Source organism: Nocardioides panzhihuensis, assembly GCF_013408335.1.
GTDB lineage: Bacteria > Actinomycetota > Actinomycetes > Propionibacteriales > Nocardioidaceae > Nocardioides > Nocardioides panzhihuensis.
This window is the reverse complement of the sequence record NZ_JACBZR010000001.1, coordinates 3,585,516-3,603,046: the sequence shown is the minus strand read 5'-3', so window position 1 is coordinate 3,603,046 and position 17,531 is coordinate 3,585,516. Positions and strand designations below refer to the sequence as shown.

The window sequence follows — 17,531 nt, the reverse complement described above, 5'->3', positions numbered from 1 at the left end:
GGATCAGTCGTTCAGGACCCGGTTGGCGACGGCGAAGGCGCTGTTGGCGGCGGGTACGCCGACGTAGACCGAGGTCTGCAGGAGCACCTCGATGATCTCCTCGCGGGTCAGCCCGTTGGTGAGCGCGGCGCGCAGGTGGAACTCGAGCTCCTCGAAGTGCCGTCCGGCGACCAGAGCGGTGAGCACGGCGATCGAGCGGTCGCGACGGGCCAGGCCGGGGCGGGTCCAGATCGTGCCCCAGGCGTAGCGGGTGATGAGGTCCTGGTAGTCGCGGGTGACGTCGGTGATCGCGGCGGTGGCCCGGTCGACGTGCGGGTCGCCGAGCACCTGGCGGCGTACGTTCATCCCTGCCGCATAGGCCGGGTCCGCCGCGGTCACGTGGGACGTGATCAGGGTGGCGACGGTGTTCGGTGCCTCCGCGGGCGCGAGGTGACCGACGCCGTCGAGCGAGACGAGTCGACCGTTCCGCACCCCGACCGCGATCTCCTCGAGCGAGGCCGGCGGAGTCGGGGCGTCCTCGACTCCCGCGACCGTCAGGACCGGTGCGGCGATCTCGGCGAGCCGCCCGCGGACGTCGTACGCCGCCAGCGCCCCACAGACCAGCGCATAGCTCTCCGCATCGGCGTCGCGCAGCGAGTGGAGCAGGGCGCCGCCGCGGGCCGGCTCCCGCTCGAGGAAGCCGGAGGCGAACCAGCGCTGGGTGGAGCCGGCGATCTGGGACGCGGTGCCGGCGGAGCGTACGGTCTCGGCGCGGTCGTTCCAGCCCTCGGGCTCGCCGATCTTGGCGCCGGTGTTGGTGAGCACCGCGGCACTCACCCGGGTGGGCGCGTCGAGCAGCAGCTGGAGGCCGACGGCCCCGCCGACCGAGTCGCCGGCGTAGGCGAACGTGCCGTGGCGCTCGCCGCGGTCGGCGAGGACCGTGTCGACGCTGGCCAGGACGCCGGCCGCGAGGTCAGCCATCGAGAACGCGTCGGTGGTCGGCGAGCCGTGGCCGTGCCCCGGGAGCTCCCACCCGATGACGTGGAAGCTGTCCCCCAGCAGCTCGGCGGTGGCCGACCAGAGCGCGGTCACCGAGGTGCCCAGGGACGGGCCGACGACCAGGATCGGCTTGCTCGGGTCGCCGGCCAGCTCGACAGCGGTGATCCTCGGCGTCATTTCAGGTCCTTCCAGGTTTCGTGGGCACGGGCGACGGTGGCGTCGATAAGAGTGTCAGTGGCGCCGAGGTAGTCCTCTAGCCGGGCAGCAGCCTCCGACCCGGTGAGTACGCCGCCACCCACGAACCCGGTCAGCGACCGCTGCTCGGCCAGCAGGTCCGCACCCGCGGCCTCGGCGGTGGCACGCATCCGGGCGGCGTCGACGCGCAGCCCGCCGAGGAGCTCGGTGGTCTGCGAGGCGGCGACGACGCTGCGGCGCGCGAGGGTCGCCAGGGTCTCCCACTCGACGTGCCAGGCGCCGTCGGGGCGCTCGTCGACATAGCTCGCCGCGGCGGTGTGGAGCGTCGCAGCCAGTGGGGGAGCGGCGAGCGCGTGGCGGCGGACGAGGACCGAGAGCACCGGGTTGGACTTGTGCGGCATCGTCGAGGAGCCGCCGCGTCCTTCGCCGGCCGGCTCGGTGAGCTCGCCGATCTCCGGACGGGTGAGCAGGGTGATGTCGCCGGCGATCCGGCCCCAGGCGCCGGCGGCGGTGACCAGCGCGTCGGCGGCCGCGGTCAACGGTGCGCGGTTGGTGTGCCACGGGGCCCGCGGGGTCAGCCCGAGGGTGGTCGCCGTGGTGGCGGCAGCGGTCTCGGCGGCGGCCACGGGGTCGTCGAGACCACGGAGCCGGGCCAGCCCGACGACTGCCGCCAGCGTCCCGGCGGCACCACCGATCTGGGCGGGCAACGACGTCCGCGCGCGTCGGAGAGCCTCGGCGGCGTCGGTCAGCCCGGAGAGCCAGGTCGCCGCCTTGAGCCCGAAGGTGATCGGCACCGCGTGCTGGGTCAGGGTGCGGCCGGCCATCACGGTGGCGCGGTGCTCCCGGGCGAGGCCGACCAGGGAGGCGGCTTGCGCCGCGAGCTCGTCCTCGACCCGGTCGAGCACATCGGCCAGGCAGAGCACGATCGCGGTGTCCACCACGTCCTGGCTGGTCAGCCCCTTGTGGAGCCACCGCGCGGACTCGCCCTCGAGGCGGCCGCGCAGGAGCTTCACGAGGCCGATGACCGGGTTGCCCCCGGCCTCGGCACCCTCAGACAGCTCCTGGACGTCATCTTCAGAGACGAGGCCGGCCAGCGGCGTACGCGCTTCTCCCGGGGCTATCCCCGCAGAGGCGATCGCGGCCAGCCAGGCCTCCTCGACCCGCACCATCGCAGCGAGGTAGGCCGCCTCGGAGAAGAGATCCCCGGCGCGCTCCTCGCCTGGCCACAGCAGCGACATTCGACTCCTCAACCGTAGGTAAGAAAAGTGGTCTCGCGGTCGCCCTGGAGGTGGATGTCGAATCGCAAGCCGGTTGCGTCCGCAGTGGCCACCAGCGTCGCACGCTCGTCCTCGGACAGCGACACCAGCAGGGCGTCACCGGTGTTGGCGGGGTGCTCGGGCAGGTAGATCCGGGTGTGCAGCTTGTCGAGCAGACCACGGGCGAAGACGGTGACGCCGATGAACGGCGCCTTGCCCTCCTCGGAGGGACCGGGCAGCACCGTCGAGAACGTGTAGTGGCCGTTCAGGTCGGCGGCGGCGCGGCCCCAGCCGGTGAAGGTCCAGCCGTCACGGAGCAGCGAGCCCTCGGCCTGGGGGACGTTGCCCTCGGCGTCGGTCTGCCAGATCTCGATCAGGGCGTCGGGGATCGGGTTCCCGGCGCCGTCGTAGACCCAGCCGTGCAGCCGGATCGAGCCCGGGCTGCCGGGCGGGACCAGGTCCGCGTCGCCCTCGTAGGGGAGCGCGTAGCCGAAGAACGGGCCGATCGTCTGCCCGGGGGTGGGAATCCTAGGGGTGCTCACAGGTCGCCCTCCTCGGGCTCGGTCCAGGTGCGGCTCGGGCCGGTCAGGACGATGTCCCAGCTGTAGCCCATCGAGTATCCCGGGGTGGAGAGGTCATGGTCGTACGTCGCCACCAGCGCGTCTCGCGCCTGCTGCGAGGTGATCGACTGGTAGATCGGGTCGAGCGCGAAGAGCGGGTCGCTGGGGAAGTACATCTGCGTGATCAGTCGCTGCGTGAACGCCCGCCCGAAGAGCGAGAAGTGGATGTGCGCCGGACGCCAGGCGTTGATGTGGTTGCCCCACGGGTACGGTCCGGGCTTGATCGTCTGGAAGCGGTAGCGTCCCTCGTCGTCGGTGAGGCAACGGCCGACGCCGGTGAAGTTGGGGTCGAGCGGTGCCGGGTGCTGCTCGTGCTTGTGGATGTAGCGGCCGGCGGAGTTGGCCTGCCAGATCTCGACGAGCTGGTTGCGCACGGGACGCCCCTCGCCGTCGAGCACCCGCCCGCTGACCGTGATCCGCTCGCCGATCGGCTCGTTGCTGCCGGCGATGGTCAGGTCGGCCTCGAGCGGGTCGACGTCGGAGTGCCCGAAGCACGGCGACCACAGCTCGATGGTCTCCGGGTCCGCGTGGCGCGGGTCCTTCGTCGGGTGGCGCAGGATGCTGGAGCGGTAGGGCGGGTAGTCCAGCAGAGGCTGACGGCTGGGTTCGTCTCCCCGGGCTTGACCCGCTGCGTCCGCCTCGATGCTGAGCTTCTCGAGCTCGGCGATCTCGGCCGAGAGGTCCGCCTGGGTCTCGACTGGCTGTTTCTTGGTGGGCGCTGTCACATCCCGAACGCTAGGTGGCGGGAGCGTACGATGAAAGCACGGACTTCCGGTGAGCGAAAGTGGGCGGTCGAATGGCTGGCGGCAGCGCAGGCCGCACGGTCGCGTCCCGGGTCCTCGGCCTCATCGGCGCCTTCGACCCCGACCACCGCCGGCTCACCCTGAGCGAGCTCGCCGCCCGGGCGGACCTCTCCCTCCCGACCGCCCACCGGCTGGTCGCCGAGCTGGTCGAGTGGGGTGCCCTGTTGCGCGATGAGGACGGGACGTACGCCGTCGGCCGACGCCTGTGGGACGCCGGCCTGCTCGCCCCGGTCGCCACCGACCTCCGCTCGGTCGCGGCCCCGTTCCTCCACGACCTCTACGGCGCCACGCTGGAGACGGTCCATCTCGCCGTCCGCGAGGACGACCACGTCCTCTACCTCGAGACGCTGCGCGGCACCCGCAACGTACCCATCGTCTCCTCCGTCGGCTCTCGCCTGCCGATGTACTCCACCGGCGTCGGCAAGGTGCTGCTGGCCCATGCCCCCGAGGACGTACGCAGCCGAGTGCTGTCCGGGCCGCTGAAGCCGTTCACCCGCCACACCATCACCACACCCGGCCTGCTGCGCCGCCAGCTCGACCGGGTGATCACCGAGGGGTACGCGACCACCGCCGAGGAGATGACCCTAGGCGCCTGCTCGGTCGCCGTCCCGATCAGGACCTCGTCCGGCGTCGTCGTCGGCTCCCTCGGCATCGTCGTCTCCGACCTGCGGCGCAACCGCCTCCGCCTCGTCTCCGCCCTGAAGGTCGCCGCCCAGGGCGCCTCCCGCGCCCTCCCGTAGCCGCCCGTCGGTCGAGCGCCTGACCCGCTGGTCGAGCCGCCGGAGCCGCTAGGCGGAGGCGTGTCGAGACCAACACAGTCGATTCGAGCGCGACAGCAACTGTGTTGGTTTCGACACGCTCGCTTGCGCTCGCGGCTCAACCAGCGGGGACCGGTCCCGACGCCGTGGGGTACCTTGCGCGGGTGACGATCCAGACGCCGAACGAAGACGTACGCCGCGCAGCCACCGAGCGGCTGGGCGCGCTGGCCACGCCGCCGGGTGCCCTGGGCCGCCTCGGCGAGCTGGCGGTCTGGATGACGGCATGCCAGGGCGAGGTGCCGCCGCGGCCGGTCGAGAACGTCCGGCTGGTGATCTTCGCCGGGGACCACGGCGTCGCGCAGCACGGGGTCTCGGCGTTCCCGCCGGCGATCACGGGCGCGATGGTGCGTACGTTCCTGAGCGGACGTGCCGGGGTCAGCGCGCTCGCGAAGGCGCACGGCGTGCAGGTCCGGGTGCTCGACCTCGGTGTCGACGAGGAGTTCGAGGATCTCGACGCGGCGACCCGGGAGGCGCTGACCCGCCACAAGATCCGGCGGGCGAGCGGCGCGATCCACCTCGAGGACGCTTTGACCGCCGAGGAGACCGCGCGAGCGCTGGCGGCCGGCGCCGCCGTGGCCCGCGAGGAGATCGCCGCCGGAGCACAGCTGCTGATCAGTGGTGACATGGGCATCGGCAACACCACCCCTGCGGCGGCGATGGTGGCCGCCGGGCTCGGGCTGCCCGCGAGCGAGGTCACCGGTCGCGGGACGGGCATCGGCGAAGACGCGATGCGGACCAAGACCGACGTCATCACCACCGCCCTCGCGCGTGCCGGTGAACGCGCCGACGACCCGATCGAGACCCTCGCCGCGCTCGGCAGCGCCGACCTCGCCGCGACGACCGGCTACCTCCTCGAGGCCGCCCGCAACGGCGTCCCCGTCCTCCTCGACGGTCTGATGAGCGTCGCGTGCGCGCTCACCGCCGACCGGATCGAGCCTGGCGCCGCGAAGTGGTACGCCGCCGGTCACCGCTCCACCGAGCCGGCCCAGTCGCTAGCCTTGGAGAAGCTCGGCCTGGAGCCGCTGCTCGACCTCGACCTGCGGCTCGGCGAGGGCTCCGGTGCGGTCGCCGCGGTGCCGGTCGTCCGCAGTGCCGTCGCACTGCTGCGCGACGTCGCCCTGCTCTCCGAGCTCGCTCCGGGAGAGCCTGCCTGATGCTCGTGCGGGACGCCTGGCGTCTCGCGGTCGGCACGCTGACCGCGATGCCCGTGCCGCCTCCTGAGCACGTCGACCGTCGCCGGGCCGGGGTAGCGATGGTGCTGGCGCCGCTGGCCTCGCTGCCGCTCGCGCTAGGTGCGGCCGCTATCGCACTCCTGGGGCAGCTCGCCGGGCTGCCGCACCTGGTCACCGCCCTGCTCGCGATCGGCGTCGTGGTCGTCGGCAACCGGGCGCTCCACCTCGACGGTCTCGCCGACACGGTCGACGGGATGGCCGCCTCCTACGACCGCGAGCGTTCGCTGGAGGTCATGAAGACCGGCACCTCCGGCCCTGCCGGCGTCACCGCGATCGTCCTCGTCCTCGGTCTCCAGGTGGCGGGGCTGGCCTCGGTGCTGGCGGGGGAGGGCGGCGTACGCCTGGCCGTCCTCGTCCTCGTCGCCGTCTGTGCCTCGCGCGCGGCGCTGGCGATGTGCTGCACCCGCGGCATCAGGCCGGCGCGTGAGGACGGTCTGGGGCGTACGTTCACCCAGACCGTGCCGCCCCTCGTCACGGTTCTCGTCTGGACCGTCGTCGCCGCCGCGCTCGCCGGCGCCGGCGCCTGGGCGGGCCTGCCGTGGTGGCGAGGCGCCCTTGCGGTCGCCGTTGCCGCAGCCGTCGTCGGCGCGATCATCCTCCGGGCGATCCGGCGGTTCGGGGGAGTGACCGGCGACGTCTTCGGCGCAGCCGTCGAGGCGGCGCTGGCAGCGCTGCTCGTCACCTTGGCCTGACCCCTGCTGGTCGAGCCGGATTCGTGAGGAACGAGCGAATCCGTGTCGAGACCAACACGGTGACCTCCGCGCTCGATGGGACTGTGTTGGTCTCGACACGCTCGGCCGTAGGCGGCCTCGCGGCTCGACCAGCGGGGCAGCTAGAGCTTCAGGACTCGCCCGGCGATGACGAGATGCACCTCGTCGCAGGCCGCTGCCAGCCGCTGGTTGACCAGCCCGAGCAGGTCGCGGAAGAGGCGGCCCGAGCGATGGGCCGGCACGACCCCGAGACCGACCTCGTTGGTCACCAGGACCACATCGCCGCGCTGCTGCTCGAGCACCGCTGCCGCGTCATCGACCAGCGCGGAGACGACCGCGGTCGCCTCCTCCGAGGTGGACTCCCACAGCTCGCGGGCGTCCATGACGGCGGTGAGCCAGGTGCCCAGGCAGTCGACGATCACGGCGTCGCCCGCGGCCAGCCCCTTGGTCAGAGCCCCAGCGAGATCCCGCGACTCGACCGTACGCCACCGGGCCGGCCGCCTGGCCCGATGCGAGGCCAGCCGGGCAGCCCAGTCCGGGTCCGGCTCCTCCTCGAGCGTCGGCCCCGGCGCGACGTACGCCACCGACGGCGTCGCCGCGAGCAGCGACTCGGCGTGCCGCGACTTCCCCGACCGCACCCCACCGGTCACCAGAATCCTCATCGGGCCAGTCTCCCAGCCATCGCATAGCCTGCGGCCCATGACCCCAGAGCGGATCGCGCTGATCTCGGACGTACACGGCAATCTCACCGCCCTTGAAGCAGTCCTCGCCGACATCGAGGCGCGCGGGATCACCAGGATCTTCAATCTCGGCGACTACGTCGGCAAGGGACCGCGAGGACGCGAGGTCGCCGAGCTCTGCCGGGAGCGGTGCGAGGTCAACATCCTCGGCAACTGGGAGGACTTCCTGCTGGCCCCGCAGCCCGACTTCGGTCGCGAGTCGGTCGGGCTGATGTGGTGGCGGTTGCAGGCGTGGGAGCAGGCCGAGTGGCTGCGTACGCTCCCGTTCTGCCACGACTTCATCCTCAGCGGCCGCCGGATCAGGCTCTTCCACGCATCGGAGGAGACCGTCCACCGGCGGGTCAGGTTCGACCATGACGAGCAGGAGTTCCTGGGGCTGTTCCGGAACACCGAGGCGACCGGCCTGGACGTGCCCGAGCCGGACATCGTCGGCTACGCCGACACTCACGACCCCTACTACGAGACCGACCGGGACCGGCGCACCGTCTTCAACACCGGCAGCGTCGGCAACTGCATGAGCGACCCGACCCCGGTCTACGTGATCCTCGAGGGTGTGCTGGACAGCGAGCAGGAGGCTCCGTTCGGCATCCAGTGGGTCCGGGTTCCCTACGACGTGGACGCCGAGCTCGAGTACGCCGCCGGCGTCGGCATGCCCGAGCTCACCGAGTACACCTACGAGCTGCGGACGGGCTTCTACCGGGGCAACCTCAGGAGCGGTGTCGAGAACGGCGAGCAGCCGACCTACCACCGGAAGGGGTAGATCGGCTCTTCACCGTGCTCGATTCGGTCAACTGATCTTGCGGCGGTAGACGGCCATGGCGGCGAAGTACGAGACCACCAGGATGCCCACGCACCAGGCCAGCGCCACCCAGATCTCGTCGCCAACCGGCTCGCCGGCCCACAGCGCCTGGATGGTGTTGACGATCGAGGTGACCGGCTGGTTCTCGGCGAAGGCGCGCACCGGACCGGGCATCGTGTCCGTCGGCGCGAACGCCGAGCTGATGAACGGCAGGAAGATCAGCGGGTAGGAGAACCCGGTGGCTCCCTCCATGGTCTGTGCCGCGAGCCCGGGGATGATCGCGAGCCACGTGAGGGCCAGGGTGAGCAGCGCCAGGATCCCGGCGACCGCGAGCCAGGCACCCAGCCCGGCCGAGGTGCGGAACCCCATCACGAACGCGACGCCGACGATGATCACCAAGGTGAGCATGTTGGCGACCATCGAGGTGCCGACGTGCGCCCACAGCACCGCCGAGCGGGCGATCGGCATCGACTGGAACCGCTCGAAGATCCCGCTCTTCATGTCGGTGAAGAGCCGAAGCGCGGTGTACGCGATCCCCGAGGCGATCGCCATGACCATGATCCCCGGGAGCACGTAGTTGACGTAGTTGTCCGTGCCGGTCCGGATCGCCCCACCGAGCACGTAGACGAAGAGCAGCATCATCGCGATCGGGGTGAGCGCAGTGGTGATGATCGTGTCCGGACTGCGAGTGATGTGCCGCAGCGAGCGTCCCAGCAGGGTGCCGGCATCGGCAAATGCGTACGTGTTCATGCCCGTTCTCCTTGGGTAGAGTCTCCTTGGCTGGTGGAGCCGGTGAGTGAAAGAAATATTTCTTCCAGCGACGGCTGCTTCTCGACGTACTCGACCTTCGCCGGTGGCAGCATCGCCTTGAGCTCGGCGAGGGTGCCGTTGGCGATGATCGTCCCGCCGTGCAGGATGGCGATCCGGTCGGCGAGCTGCTCGGCCTCTTCCAGATACTGCGTGGTGAGCAGCACGGTCGTGCCCTGCGCGGTCAGCTCGCGAACGACCCGCCACACCTCGATGCGTGCCTCCGGGTCCAGCCCGGTGGTCGGCTCGTCGAGGAAGATCACCGACGGCGAGCCGATCAGTGACATGGCGATGTCCAGCCGCCTCCGCATGCCGCCGGAGTAGGTCGCGACCTTCCGGGCGCCCGCCTCGACCAGGTCGAAGCGCTTCAGCAGCCCGTCGGCCACATCACCGGGGGAGGGGAGGTGGCGCAGCTTCGCGACCAGGATCAGGTTCTCCCGCCCGGTCAGGATCTCGTCGACCGCCGCGAACTGGCCGGTCAGCGAGATCGCCTCCCGCACCTGCTGCGCCTCGTCGACGACCGAGGCACCCTCGACCAGCGCCGTGCCGGCATCAGGTTTCAGGAGCGTCGAGAGGATGCGTACGACCGTTGTCTTTCCGGCTCCGTTGGAGCCGAGCAGCGCGAAGATCGTGCCCTGCGCGACCTCGAAGTCGACTCCCTTCAACACCTGGTTCTCTTTGTAGGACTTCTCTAATCCCCGTACGGAGATGGCAGCTGTCGCGCTCATGACTCGTCCTTCCGGTGATCGAGCTTGTCGAGATCACCGTCGGTGATCGAGTTGATGGCGTCCTCGAGCCGGGCGCGCTCCTTCTTGATCCAGGCGCCCTCGGAGTAGTTCCTGGCGAACTCCTCGGCGAACTCCACCGGGTCGTCGCCGACGATCGCGCTGACCGGGGTGCCGTCGGCGGCACCCTGCTCGAAGAGGTCGAGGAGGTCCTCGGCCATCGCTGTCAGGATCGCGCCGTCGGCGATGCCGGCGGAGTACATCAGATAGCGCTCGACCGCGTCGTGCGCCTTGCGGTGGCTCTCGGGAAGCTGCTTCTTGCGGGCCTTGAGCTGCCGCCAGCGCTTCTTGAGCTCGAGCTCGCCGACGACGGACTCGATCATCGATCGGATGGACATGTCTTACTTCCCTTCGGTACGGAGGTTCTCGAGCCGTTCGGCCAGGAACCCCCAGGTGGTCCAGAACTCTTCGAGGTACTTCTCGCCATCTGCGTTGAGCGAGTAGACCTTGCGCGGCGGTCCCTTCTCGGACGGTCGCTTCTCGACGTCCACCAGTCCGTTCTTCTCGATCCGGACCAGCAGCGCGTAGACTGTGCCCTCGGCGATGTCGGTGAATCCCTGGCTCCGCAGCCAGGCGGTGATCTCATACCCGTACGCCGGGTTGCCGGTCAGGAACGCCAGCACGATCCCCTCGAGCGTCCCCTTGAGCATCTCGGTCATCTGCTTGCCCATCGGGCACCTCCTCCACTACTCAGTGTTGCTGACTACCAGTACATAGTAGCGCTGAGTAGTGATCGAAAAGCAAGTCGTTTGGCCAGCTGGTGGCCGAGATGGATGGCTACGATGCAGTTCAGGAAGGTCGCGAGGCCGCGGTGCGTCACGCCGTGATGACCCTTGACCAGCGCTGAACCGTCTGAAACTTTTACGTTTAGAACCCCTGCAACGGGGTATGAGGTGGTTGTAACCATCGCCAAAGGTCTTGGGGGCCGCGCATGAATGTGCAGATGATCGAGGCAGACGTCAGGAAGTCTGCGCAGAAGATCCAAGCAGCAGCGAACAATGTCAAAGGGATCGACTTTTCCGACTCGATCAGTGCGATCACCTCCGCCCTTCCGGGCAGCACGTGTGTCGGCGCGGCTAACAAGCTCAAGACCGAGCTGAAGACCAACCTCGACAGCTGGGTCAAGTCGGCGAACAGCCACCACGAGCTCACCAACAACGCTGCTGACCACATCGTCGCCTCCGATGAGACGAGCGAGCGGACCGGGAACAAGATCAACCAGCAGGTGGGGCCCCGATGACTGTCACCTACGAGAAGCTGCAGAGCTGGAAGCCTGACGGCCTCAGCGGCGCTGCCGACAAGCTCAACAGCGTGCGCAAGACGCTCATCGACCAGCAGGATGAGATGGATGCCGGCAAGCCGCCCGACTCCTGGCAGACCCCGAACAGCTCGGAAGCGGCGCGCAACCGGCACAAGCGCCTGGTCGAGGACCTCAACGACATCGTTGCCCCGCTCTCCGCTGTTGTTGCTGGTCTCGACAGCGCGGCGTCGTCGCTGCGCAGCGCGAAGGAGTCCGCGAAGACGGCCTACGACGGTGCGGTTGCCAAGGGCTGGACGGTCAAGTTCCCTGGTGGCACACAGGTCGAGATCGAGGATCCCAGCCCGCCCGAGTCGACGGCTCCGGGGCACCGTCGAGGAACGCCGACCGGACATCCCGATCAGGCCACGATGGACTCCTACGCGCAGACGATCTCGAAGGCGCTGGCCGACGCGACGGAGGCCGAGACGGAGCTGGAGGGCGTCCTCAACACCGCGACAAGTGGCGGGTACGACGGTGGTGACGGCGAGATCGCCGACGCCATCCCGCCCGAGATCGGCAAGATCCTCGCCGCGGGCCAGGAGGACGGCGACAAGCCTGACAAGGCTGCGATGCAGCGGTACGCCGCTTACATGGATGAGCTCGAGGACGAGCCCGAGCTCAAGCGCGAGATCATGAGCCAGATGGGTCGCGAAGGCATCGCCAACGCCTTCAAGAACGCCGAGGCCGCGGGGGTCGACCTGCACGCCGCGATGGGCGCGACGGGTCGCGGTGTGATCGAAGACTGGGTCGAGCATGACGTCAAGAACAAGGGCGTCAACGGAGACACGACGACCCTTCTCGGCGCGTACAAGAAGGACGCTGAGTTCACCAAGGAGCTCTTCACCAACGTCTCGCCCGCCGAATGGGCTGACGCCATCAAGCATGAGAACGGCGAGGCGTTCAGCCACGGCAAGATCGATGAGGCAGATCGCAAGGTCTACTCCGAGTTCCTCCGCGCCGGCGGAACGGCGCTAGCGACCTACACCCAGGGCCACCCGGATCCGAAGGGGCTTGCCGGCGAGTGGTTCAAGTCGATCACCGATGGGGATGACGAGAACGCTTCTGCTCTGACCCTGATGATCAAGAAGGGCGGCGAGGACGGGGCGACGTTCCAAACCGACTTCATGTACAACCTCGCCGACGACGTCTACAACTGGGAGAAGAGCCACGACGGTGACCCGGTATGGGGCCCGAAGAGTTCTGGGCTGCTGGACCCTGACGCCGACGTCCAGTCAGCGGCGCGTGGTAGAGGCGCCTACGAGTGGACCTCGGGCCGGGCTGACGATGGGATGGCCAATCTGCTTGGCGGCATGGCTAATTCTCCCGAAGCTGCTCAGCAGTTTTTCAAAGATGGAACTCTGGACGACGGTGAGAAGGACGATCGCTACAAGTACTTTATGTTCGACCGCGACTTCTCGGCAGGCGTTGGAAGTGACGAAGGCGATGGCTTCGGGTTGGCGCTCGAAGCAGCGACAGTCGGATCTCGAGAGTCGGGCGACACGGAGTTCGCCAACCACCTCACTGAGAGAATGCTCAAGGATATCGCCCTGCACAGCGGCGAGGACCCTGATCGTGCCTTCGGCGTCGACTGGAACCAGGGGTGGCATACCTGGCCAGAGTTCAATGACAGTCTCGGGACGATCATGTCGGGATACTCCGACGATATCTACAACACCCTGTCGGACGACAATGTTGGAGGTGCTGGTGGCCCAATCGACGTGTCGAGGAATGAGTTGAAACTCGTTCTGGGCGAACTGGGCCGAGGCGAGGACACGGGCCCAGTCGAGATGGTGACGGCGTCCTTGGCGATAGAGGGTAATGAGAGGGTGGATCGCATCATCGCCGAGAACCCGGGGAAGTCTGCGTCTGAGCTTCGAGACCTGATCTCGGGACAGACCACCAAGACCGGATCGGCGCTCGGCAACGCGCTGGGATACTCGGTTCTTGTCGACATGGAGGACTCGGAGAGAGCGGCCGCGCAGGCCGCCTTTACACAAAAGGCGTTTGATGTCGCTGCTGGGTTCGTGCCAGGTTCTGGGGATCTCCTGAGCGAGAGTTTCAAGGCTGGCCTAGGGGGTGCCAAGGAACATCTCCTTACGACCGCCATCGACACCGCTACGTCGGAGGGGCTCGATGCGCTTAAGAACACAGTCGCCGCCACTCCGAGTGCTGGGGACCTGCAGGGAGCCGGAACCACGCCGTCGCCGGAAACGCTGATCGAGCGCAACCTGATGAACAGCTATCTGAAAGCGGGTCTGCTCGAGGATGTCCCGCCTGAGTTTGTAACTAAGACGCCCGATCCGTCTGATCCGAACAAGACGGTCATGACGTTCCGTCCCGACATCTACAAGTCGGATGACATCGCGGATATCCCGGAGTTCAAGGGGCGGACTGACCAACTTGAGGACCAGTGGGAGAAGATGATGACCGAGAACGATAGCGTGGCGCGGTCCTACGAAGCGGCGACAGCAGGCCGACACGAGTATCAGGACCGTTTCGATGACGCAGTCAAGGAGGCGCGTCACGTCGTGGACAAAACCTACGAAGAGCAGGTCGAGTGGATGAAGGCGAACAAGGACGAGATACCTAGTGAGTAGTTCGCTGGCGAAAATTCTGGTCTTCGTTGCCGTTGCCACTGTGGCAGCGGCATGTGGGGGTGGCTCGTCATCTAGTTCGGAGGAACCTATGCGTTATGGAGTGTTTAGTCCGGACGTCGTGAAGGAGGCAGCGGATGATCACGACGTCAAGATGGATAAGTTCGAGGCATCCAGTCGGGGCGTGCTTTGCGTTCTCTACGACGACACCGACACGCAGCCAATCTTGACTGTGCAGGCGAGGAAACGTGGCGACGAGAGCATTCAGTCCCTTGAGGCAGCGGCGTCCAAAGCCACGGACGTAGGTGACCCGATCACGGTGCCGGATTTGGCTGGTATGCCCGTAAGCCAGGTAGCTCGGGAGGAAGCCACGGTCTCCGGTGGCGTACAGGTCAAGTATCACGTTGCGGTGGCAACCGAGCAGAACTACATCTACCTGATCTACACGCCGCCGGCGAACAAGAGAGAGTCAGCGGATTCAGTACTTCGGGCGCTGGTCGAGGATGTTGACAACAACTTGGATGCTGCGTTGGAGCAAAGCAAGTCCTCCGAGACGACGGTCTCGTCGGAGCCTGCCTCGAAACCGATGAATGAAGAGTCGGATATCGGCGTGGTGCCCACGGCCTCGACGCTGTCAAGTCGGCTGGGTTAGGGCACGATGACACAGCCGAACGAGGCGGCAGCGGCAGGACCGGCATGGCCGGCGCCGAACCAGCCGGCACCCACAGGCGGTTCGCGAAGCGGCGGATGGCTCGGGCTTGCCGGGCTGGGGCTCGGAGCGGGAACGCTGGTGTTCGTCGCTCTGGTGCGGGTGATCGTGGGTATACCGAAGGTCAGCCAGAGCTACTACAACTCCTTCTACAACATGGAGGACCGCTCGGTCGTCTGGCTGATCCTGGGGCTTCTGCTCATCGCCTCGATCGTCCCGATCGCCCTCGCGGTCGTCCTCGGCCATGTCGGCGTGAGCCGGGCGAAAGCGGCCGGAACCAGCGCCGCCGTCTCGGGGATCGCGCTCGGGATCGGCTACACGCTGGTGGTCTTCTGGGTCGTACGCCTCATCAACGCGATCACGAACACGGCCCAGTTCGACGGCGGACTCAGGGTTCTCATCGAGTATGGCGGCGTCTGGGCGTAGAGCGGCGCGGCCGAACAGCGATGCCGTTCACGGTCGAGGTACGTCTGCCCAGAACCTCTCGAGCTCGGCGTCGAGCTCAGGGGCGACCTGCATGGGCAGCGAGTGGGTCGTCTTCGGCCAGACCTTGACGGTCGCGGTGCTGATCAGCTCGGCCTTCTCGGCCGCGTCCTCGCCACCGGCCAGTGACTTGTCGCTCGCGATGGCGACGTACACCGGCATCGTCAGCCCACGCATCTGGTCGTCGCTCAGCCGTGAGGGTGTCGGCAGGCTGCCGGAGTCGAAATGGGTCGTGCCGGCGGCGATCATCCGGGCCATCGGATCCTCGGGGTCGACCTCGTCGTCCTCGACGCCGCCGATCCGGTTCAGCGCATGGTCGCGCCAGGAGTCGGGGAGGAACGGGAGCGCTGCCACCGCCGACCAGGCGATCGCCCACACCGGCAGCATGCCGAACGTCATGATCGGCTCGAGCAGGGTGAGGCTGGCCAGGCGGTCCGGGTAGCGCACCGCGACTGCCGCTGCGAGCCCACCTCCCTGAGAGTGGCCGACCAGGTGGATCCGGTCCAGGCCGAGCCCGTCCAGCGCCTCCTCCACCCAGCGGGCGTTGTCGTCCATGTCGCGCAGCGGCAGGGTCTGCTCCGAGAGCCCGCTGTCGCCGATCGCGTCGAAGGCGTAGACGGTGCGGTGCTCGACGAAGTCGCGCAGGTTCTCTCCCCACATGGGTACGCCGCTGGCCCGCCCCGGCACCAGCACGACCGGGACGTCGTCGACCGGGTCCGGATTGATCCAGGCGTACGCACGGACCGTGCCGAAGGTGGTCTCCACGTCATGGGTCCTGGTCGGCTTCGGCAGCGCGGCGAAGGCGGCGTCGTACGCCTCGGTGTAGGCCTGCCGCCCCTCGGGTGTGCGGAAGTGGCCGACGCCCGGCCCGCTCGTGCTGAGCACCATCGCCAGGCAGCCGGTCGAGACGACCGCGATGGTGGTGACGAGGACGACCGGCCAGCGCCGGCGCTTCCTGCGCGTACCGGTGTCCTCGTTCTCGACGTCAGTGCTCATGTCATCCCGTCCCCGATAGCGATGCGATCGCATTGAAACCCGTTGCGATGCGACTGTATTGCTAATCTGGCGTCATGCCAAGAGCCGTCGACCATGAGCAGCGCAGGTTCGAGATCGTCGCCGGCCTCTGGCAGGTCGTCGCCGAGCAGGGGATCGAGGGCGTCAGCCTGCGGATCGTCGCCGCCCGGGCGGGGGTGTCGATGGGTCGCGTACAGCACTACTTCGGCACCAAGGACGCTCTCGTCGTCGCGGGTATCGACCTGCTGGTCAAGCGCGCCGTCATCGAGTACGAGGCGACCGCCGGCCGTCCGCCGCAGGACCGCCTCCTCCACATCCTGCTCCAGCAGATCCCCGCCACAGACGCGGGTCGCATCGGAGTCACCGTCTGGTACGCCTACGTGGCCAAGGCGATGACCCATACCGCCGTACGCCAGATCCTGGCCGAGGCGACGAGGGTCGGCGTCGCGGAGTGCACCCGCCACATCCAGGAGGCTGACGGGCTCGACGAGCCCGAGGCACGTGCGCGCGCCATCGAGCTGCTCGCACTCTCCGACGGCCTCACCCTTCGAGTCCTCATCGGGGACATCACCGCCGACGAGGCCGAGACCTCCATCAGGGCGTACAGGTCGCGGCTTCTGGGGTCATGAAGAGCTCGGCCGAACCTGCCGGACCTGCATCCCCGCGAGGACGTTGCTGAGCCCCCGGTGCTCGTCGGTCCGGGGGAGGGCGACGATGGTTGCGGCGACGAAGACGAGCAGAACGAGGCCGGAGCCGGGGAAGTCGGCGACGAGGAGCAGGGTCAGTCCGCCGACGCCGGTCAGCAGCTTGAAGATCCGGCGCCACCACGTCCCCGACCCGGCAGTGGCGCGAAGGCCGACGACCCACTCACCGACCGTACGTCCGAAGCCGAGGACGGCAATCGCCTCCAGCACGATCGGTGGGCCCCACAGCAGCCAGAACTGAATGGTGGTCGAAACCTCGTCGAACGGCACCTCGAGCCCGTAGAGCTGCCAGGCACGCCAGGCCAGCGCCAGAGGAGCGCCGGTGCCGAGGATGACGAGGAGGTCGGCGACCATGCCGACCAGGCGGCGACCGACGGTGATCGTGCGTGGCGCCGGTCGCGCGTGCGGACGCACCAACAGCACCGAGATCGCCGACCCGAGCACGGCACCGGCGGTGTTGACCAGCAGATCGTCAACGTCGAAGACGCGGTAGGCGCAGGAGTACAGCCCCCAGATCCCGGTGAGCTGGGTGGTCTCGATGAGGAGGGACGTCGCAAGGCCGAGTGCGCCCGCGACCACGATCCCGCGTCCGGTGATCGCACGGACGAAGAACCCCAGAGGTACGAACAGGACGACGTTGAGGGCCACCTGGAGGAACACTGCGTTGGTGAGCAGCGCTCGGGCGCCGATCTCGGCGCGGGTGCGGAGGATGTCCTCGACGAAGCCGAACGCGTGGACATGGGTCCCCGCGCAGGTGAAGGAGCCCGCTTCGGGCATCGGGACGAGGGTGTAGGTCCACAGCGCCACCGCGTAGATCGCGGCCGCCAGCAGGAGCAGGATGCGGCCCAGCGGGAACGAGCCGCTGCGGCGATAGGCGACCGCCGCGGCCGGGACGAACCCCGCGACGGCCAGCCCCAGCCCGAAGAAGATCGCCAGAACCGCGTTCCCGACAACGTTGTCCACGACGTCAGGCTAAGCCAGGAT

General features: G+C 68.3%; 20 protein-coding genes. 9 read left to right on the top strand and 11 right to left on the bottom strand.

What is annotated here, in order from left to right; translation table 11 throughout:
* Positions 1 to 3: 3 nt before the first annotated feature.
* From pcaDC to pcaH, 4 genes are read right to left on the bottom strand one after another with little or no spacing between them, the layout of a single operon-like run.
* Entirely contained in the window at positions 4 to 1,155 is a 1,152-nt protein-coding gene (gene pcaDC / locus BJ988_RS17115) for a bifunctional 3-oxoadipate enol-lactonase/4-carboxymuconolactone decarboxylase PcaDC (protein WP_179659090.1), read from the bottom strand.
* A complete protein-coding gene (locus BJ988_RS17110) occupies positions 1,152 to 2,411 on the bottom strand; it encodes a lyase family protein (RefSeq protein ID WP_179659089.1) in 1,260 nt (419 codons plus the stop codon). The genes pcaDC and BJ988_RS17110 overlap by 4 nt, the downstream gene beginning before the upstream one ends.
* Positions 2,412 to 2,419: 8 nt before the next feature.
* Positions 2,420 to 2,971, bottom strand: coding sequence for a protocatechuate 3,4-dioxygenase subunit alpha (gene pcaG / locus BJ988_RS17105; RefSeq protein ID WP_179659088.1), 552 nt, complete (start codon positions 2,969 to 2,971; stop codon positions 2,420 to 2,422).
* Positions 2,968 to 3,774 (bottom strand): protocatechuate 3,4-dioxygenase subunit beta, encoded by an 807-nt coding sequence (gene pcaH / locus BJ988_RS17100; protein ID WP_179659087.1) that lies wholly within the window; start codon positions 3,772 to 3,774, stop codon positions 2,968 to 2,970. The genes pcaG and pcaH overlap by 4 nt, the downstream gene beginning before the upstream one ends.
* Positions 3,775 to 3,845: 71 nt before the next feature.
* Between pcaH and BJ988_RS17095 the strand changes: the two genes are divergently transcribed.
* The 3 genes from BJ988_RS17095 to BJ988_RS17085 all read left to right on the top strand — a co-directional run bounded on the left by BJ988_RS17095 (position 3,846) and on the right by BJ988_RS17085 (position 6,594).
* On the top strand, positions 3,846 to 4,592 hold the full coding sequence (locus tag BJ988_RS17095) for an IclR family transcriptional regulator (RefSeq protein WP_179659086.1): 747 nt from the start codon (positions 3,846 to 3,848) through the stop codon (positions 4,590 to 4,592).
* Between the two features lie 182 nt (positions 4,593 to 4,774).
* Positions 4,775 to 5,824 (top strand): nicotinate-nucleotide--dimethylbenzimidazole phosphoribosyltransferase, encoded by a 1,050-nt coding sequence (gene cobT, locus BJ988_RS17090; RefSeq protein ID WP_343051660.1) that lies wholly within the window; start codon positions 4,775 to 4,777, stop codon positions 5,822 to 5,824.
* Positions 5,824 to 6,594 carry an adenosylcobinamide-GDP ribazoletransferase gene (locus BJ988_RS17085; protein WP_179659085.1) on the top strand — a complete coding sequence of 257 codons (771 nt, stop codon included), beginning with the start codon at positions 5,824 to 5,826 and terminating at the stop codon, positions 6,592 to 6,594. The genes cobT and BJ988_RS17085 overlap by 1 nt, the downstream gene beginning before the upstream one ends.
* A gap of 140 nt (positions 6,595 to 6,734) precedes the next feature.
* On the opposite strand, the gene cobU is transcribed toward BJ988_RS17085, so the two are convergent.
* A complete protein-coding gene (gene cobU / locus BJ988_RS17080; protein WP_179659084.1) occupies positions 6,735 to 7,274 on the bottom strand; it encodes a bifunctional adenosylcobinamide kinase/adenosylcobinamide-phosphate guanylyltransferase in 540 nt (179 codons plus the stop codon).
* Between the two features lie 37 nt (positions 7,275 to 7,311).
* Here cobU and BJ988_RS17075 point away from each other — a divergent pair, with 37 nt between their 5' ends.
* Positions 7,312 to 8,112 (top strand): metallophosphoesterase family protein, encoded by an 801-nt coding sequence (locus BJ988_RS17075; protein WP_179659083.1) that lies wholly within the window; start codon positions 7,312 to 7,314, stop codon positions 8,110 to 8,112.
* A gap of 27 nt (positions 8,113 to 8,139) precedes the next feature.
* On the opposite strand, the gene BJ988_RS17070 is transcribed toward BJ988_RS17075, so the two are convergent.
* Genes BJ988_RS17070 through BJ988_RS17055 form a run of 4 tightly spaced genes read right to left on the bottom strand, consistent with a single transcriptional unit; the run spans position 8,140 to position 10,414 of the window.
* A complete protein-coding gene (locus tag BJ988_RS17070) occupies positions 8,140 to 8,901 on the bottom strand; it encodes an ABC transporter permease (RefSeq protein ID WP_179659082.1) in 762 nt (253 codons plus the stop codon).
* The gene (locus tag BJ988_RS17065; RefSeq protein WP_179659081.1) at positions 8,898 to 9,686 is read right to left on the bottom strand and encodes an ABC transporter ATP-binding protein; all 789 of its coding nucleotides are present in this window, start codon (positions 9,684 to 9,686) and stop codon (positions 8,898 to 8,900) included. Before BJ988_RS17065 ends, BJ988_RS17070 begins: the two co-directional genes overlap by 4 nt.
* Complete coding sequence (locus tag BJ988_RS17060) at positions 9,683 to 10,081, bottom strand: DUF1048 domain-containing protein (protein WP_246321513.1); 399 nt, start codon at positions 10,079 to 10,081, stop codon at positions 9,683 to 9,685. The genes BJ988_RS17065 and BJ988_RS17060 overlap by 4 nt, the downstream gene beginning before the upstream one ends.
* Positions 10,082 to 10,084: 3 nt before the next feature.
* Positions 10,085 to 10,414: a PadR family transcriptional regulator gene (locus BJ988_RS17055; RefSeq protein ID WP_179659080.1), complete on the bottom strand. Its 330-nt coding sequence runs from the start codon at positions 10,412 to 10,414 to the stop codon at positions 10,085 to 10,087.
* 260 nt (positions 10,415 to 10,674) lie between these two features.
* Here BJ988_RS17055 and BJ988_RS17050 point away from each other — a divergent pair, with 260 nt between their 5' ends.
* The 4 genes from BJ988_RS17050 to BJ988_RS17035 all read left to right on the top strand — a co-directional run bounded on the left by BJ988_RS17050 (position 10,675) and on the right by BJ988_RS17035 (position 14,772).
* Complete coding sequence (locus BJ988_RS17050) at positions 10,675 to 10,983, top strand: hypothetical protein (protein WP_179659079.1); 309 nt, start codon at positions 10,675 to 10,677, stop codon at positions 10,981 to 10,983.
* The gene (locus tag BJ988_RS17045) at positions 10,980 to 13,640 is read left to right on the top strand and encodes a hypothetical protein (protein WP_179659078.1); all 2,661 of its coding nucleotides are present in this window, start codon (positions 10,980 to 10,982) and stop codon (positions 13,638 to 13,640) included. Before BJ988_RS17050 ends, BJ988_RS17045 begins: the two co-directional genes overlap by 4 nt.
* Positions 13,641 to 13,758: 118 nt before the next feature.
* Positions 13,759 to 14,289, top strand: coding sequence for a hypothetical protein (locus tag BJ988_RS17040; protein WP_179659077.1), 531 nt, complete (start codon positions 13,759 to 13,761; stop codon positions 14,287 to 14,289).
* Between the two features lie 6 nt (positions 14,290 to 14,295).
* A complete protein-coding gene (locus tag BJ988_RS17035) occupies positions 14,296 to 14,772 on the top strand; it encodes a hypothetical protein (protein ID WP_179659076.1) in 477 nt (158 codons plus the stop codon).
* Positions 14,773 to 14,799: 27 nt separating this feature from the next.
* Here the strand turns inward: BJ988_RS17035 and BJ988_RS17030 are convergent, their stop codons facing one another.
* Positions 14,800 to 15,825 (bottom strand): alpha/beta fold hydrolase, encoded by a 1,026-nt coding sequence (locus BJ988_RS17030; RefSeq protein WP_179659075.1) that lies wholly within the window; start codon positions 15,823 to 15,825, stop codon positions 14,800 to 14,802.
* Between the two features lie 74 nt (positions 15,826 to 15,899).
* Between BJ988_RS17030 and BJ988_RS17025 the strand changes: the two genes are divergently transcribed.
* On the top strand, positions 15,900 to 16,472 hold the full coding sequence (locus BJ988_RS17025) for a TetR/AcrR family transcriptional regulator (RefSeq protein ID WP_179659074.1): 573 nt from the start codon (positions 15,900 to 15,902) through the stop codon (positions 16,470 to 16,472).
* Here the strand turns inward: BJ988_RS17025 and BJ988_RS17020 are convergent.
* On the bottom strand, positions 16,467 to 17,510 hold the full coding sequence (locus BJ988_RS17020) for a VanZ family protein (protein ID WP_179659073.1): 1,044 nt from the start codon (positions 17,508 to 17,510) through the stop codon (positions 16,467 to 16,469). The two genes, BJ988_RS17025 and BJ988_RS17020, sit on opposite strands and share 6 nt — an antisense overlap.
* Between the last annotated feature and the right edge of the window lie 21 nt (positions 17,511 to 17,531).

Coding starts and splice junctions, on each gene's coding strand:
- pcaDC (WP_179659090.1), bottom strand. CDS start 1,155: ATGACGCCGAGGATCACCGCTGTCGAGCTGGCCGGCGACCCGAGCAAG.
- BJ988_RS17110 (WP_179659089.1), bottom strand. CDS start 2,411: ATGTCGCTGCTGTGGCCAGGCGAGGAGCGCGCCGGGGATCTCTTCTCC.
- BJ988_RS17095 (WP_179659086.1), top strand. CDS start 3,846: ATGGCTGGCGGCAGCGCAGGCCGCACGGTCGCGTCCCGGGTCCTCGGC.
- BJ988_RS17085 (WP_179659085.1), top strand. CDS start 5,824: ATGCTCGTGCGGGACGCCTGGCGTCTCGCGGTCGGCACGCTGACCGCG.
- cobU (WP_179659084.1), bottom strand. CDS start 7,274: ATGAGGATTCTGGTGACCGGTGGGGTGCGGTCGGGGAAGTCGCGGCAC.
- BJ988_RS17075 (WP_179659083.1), top strand. CDS start 7,312: ATGACCCCAGAGCGGATCGCGCTGATCTCGGACGTACACGGCAATCTC.
- BJ988_RS17070 (WP_179659082.1), bottom strand. CDS start 8,901: ATGAACACGTACGCATTTGCCGATGCCGGCACCCTGCTGGGACGCTCG.
- BJ988_RS17065 (WP_179659081.1), bottom strand. CDS start 9,686: ATGAGCGCGACAGCTGCCATCTCCGTACGGGGATTAGAGAAGTCCTAC.
- BJ988_RS17060 (WP_246321513.1), bottom strand. CDS start 10,081: ATGTCCATCCGATCGATGATCGAGTCCGTCGTCGGCGAGCTCGAGCTC.
- BJ988_RS17055 (WP_179659080.1), bottom strand. CDS start 10,414: ATGGGCAAGCAGATGACCGAGATGCTCAAGGGGACGCTCGAGGGGATC.
- BJ988_RS17050 (WP_179659079.1), top strand. CDS start 10,675: ATGAATGTGCAGATGATCGAGGCAGACGTCAGGAAGTCTGCGCAGAAG.
- BJ988_RS17045 (WP_179659078.1), top strand. CDS start 10,980: ATGACTGTCACCTACGAGAAGCTGCAGAGCTGGAAGCCTGACGGCCTC.
- BJ988_RS17035 (WP_179659076.1), top strand. CDS start 14,296: ATGACACAGCCGAACGAGGCGGCAGCGGCAGGACCGGCATGGCCGGCG.
- BJ988_RS17030 (WP_179659075.1), bottom strand. CDS start 15,825: ATGAGCACTGACGTCGAGAACGAGGACACCGGTACGCGCAGGAAGCGC.
- BJ988_RS17025 (WP_179659074.1), top strand. CDS start 15,900: ATGCCAAGAGCCGTCGACCATGAGCAGCGCAGGTTCGAGATCGTCGCC.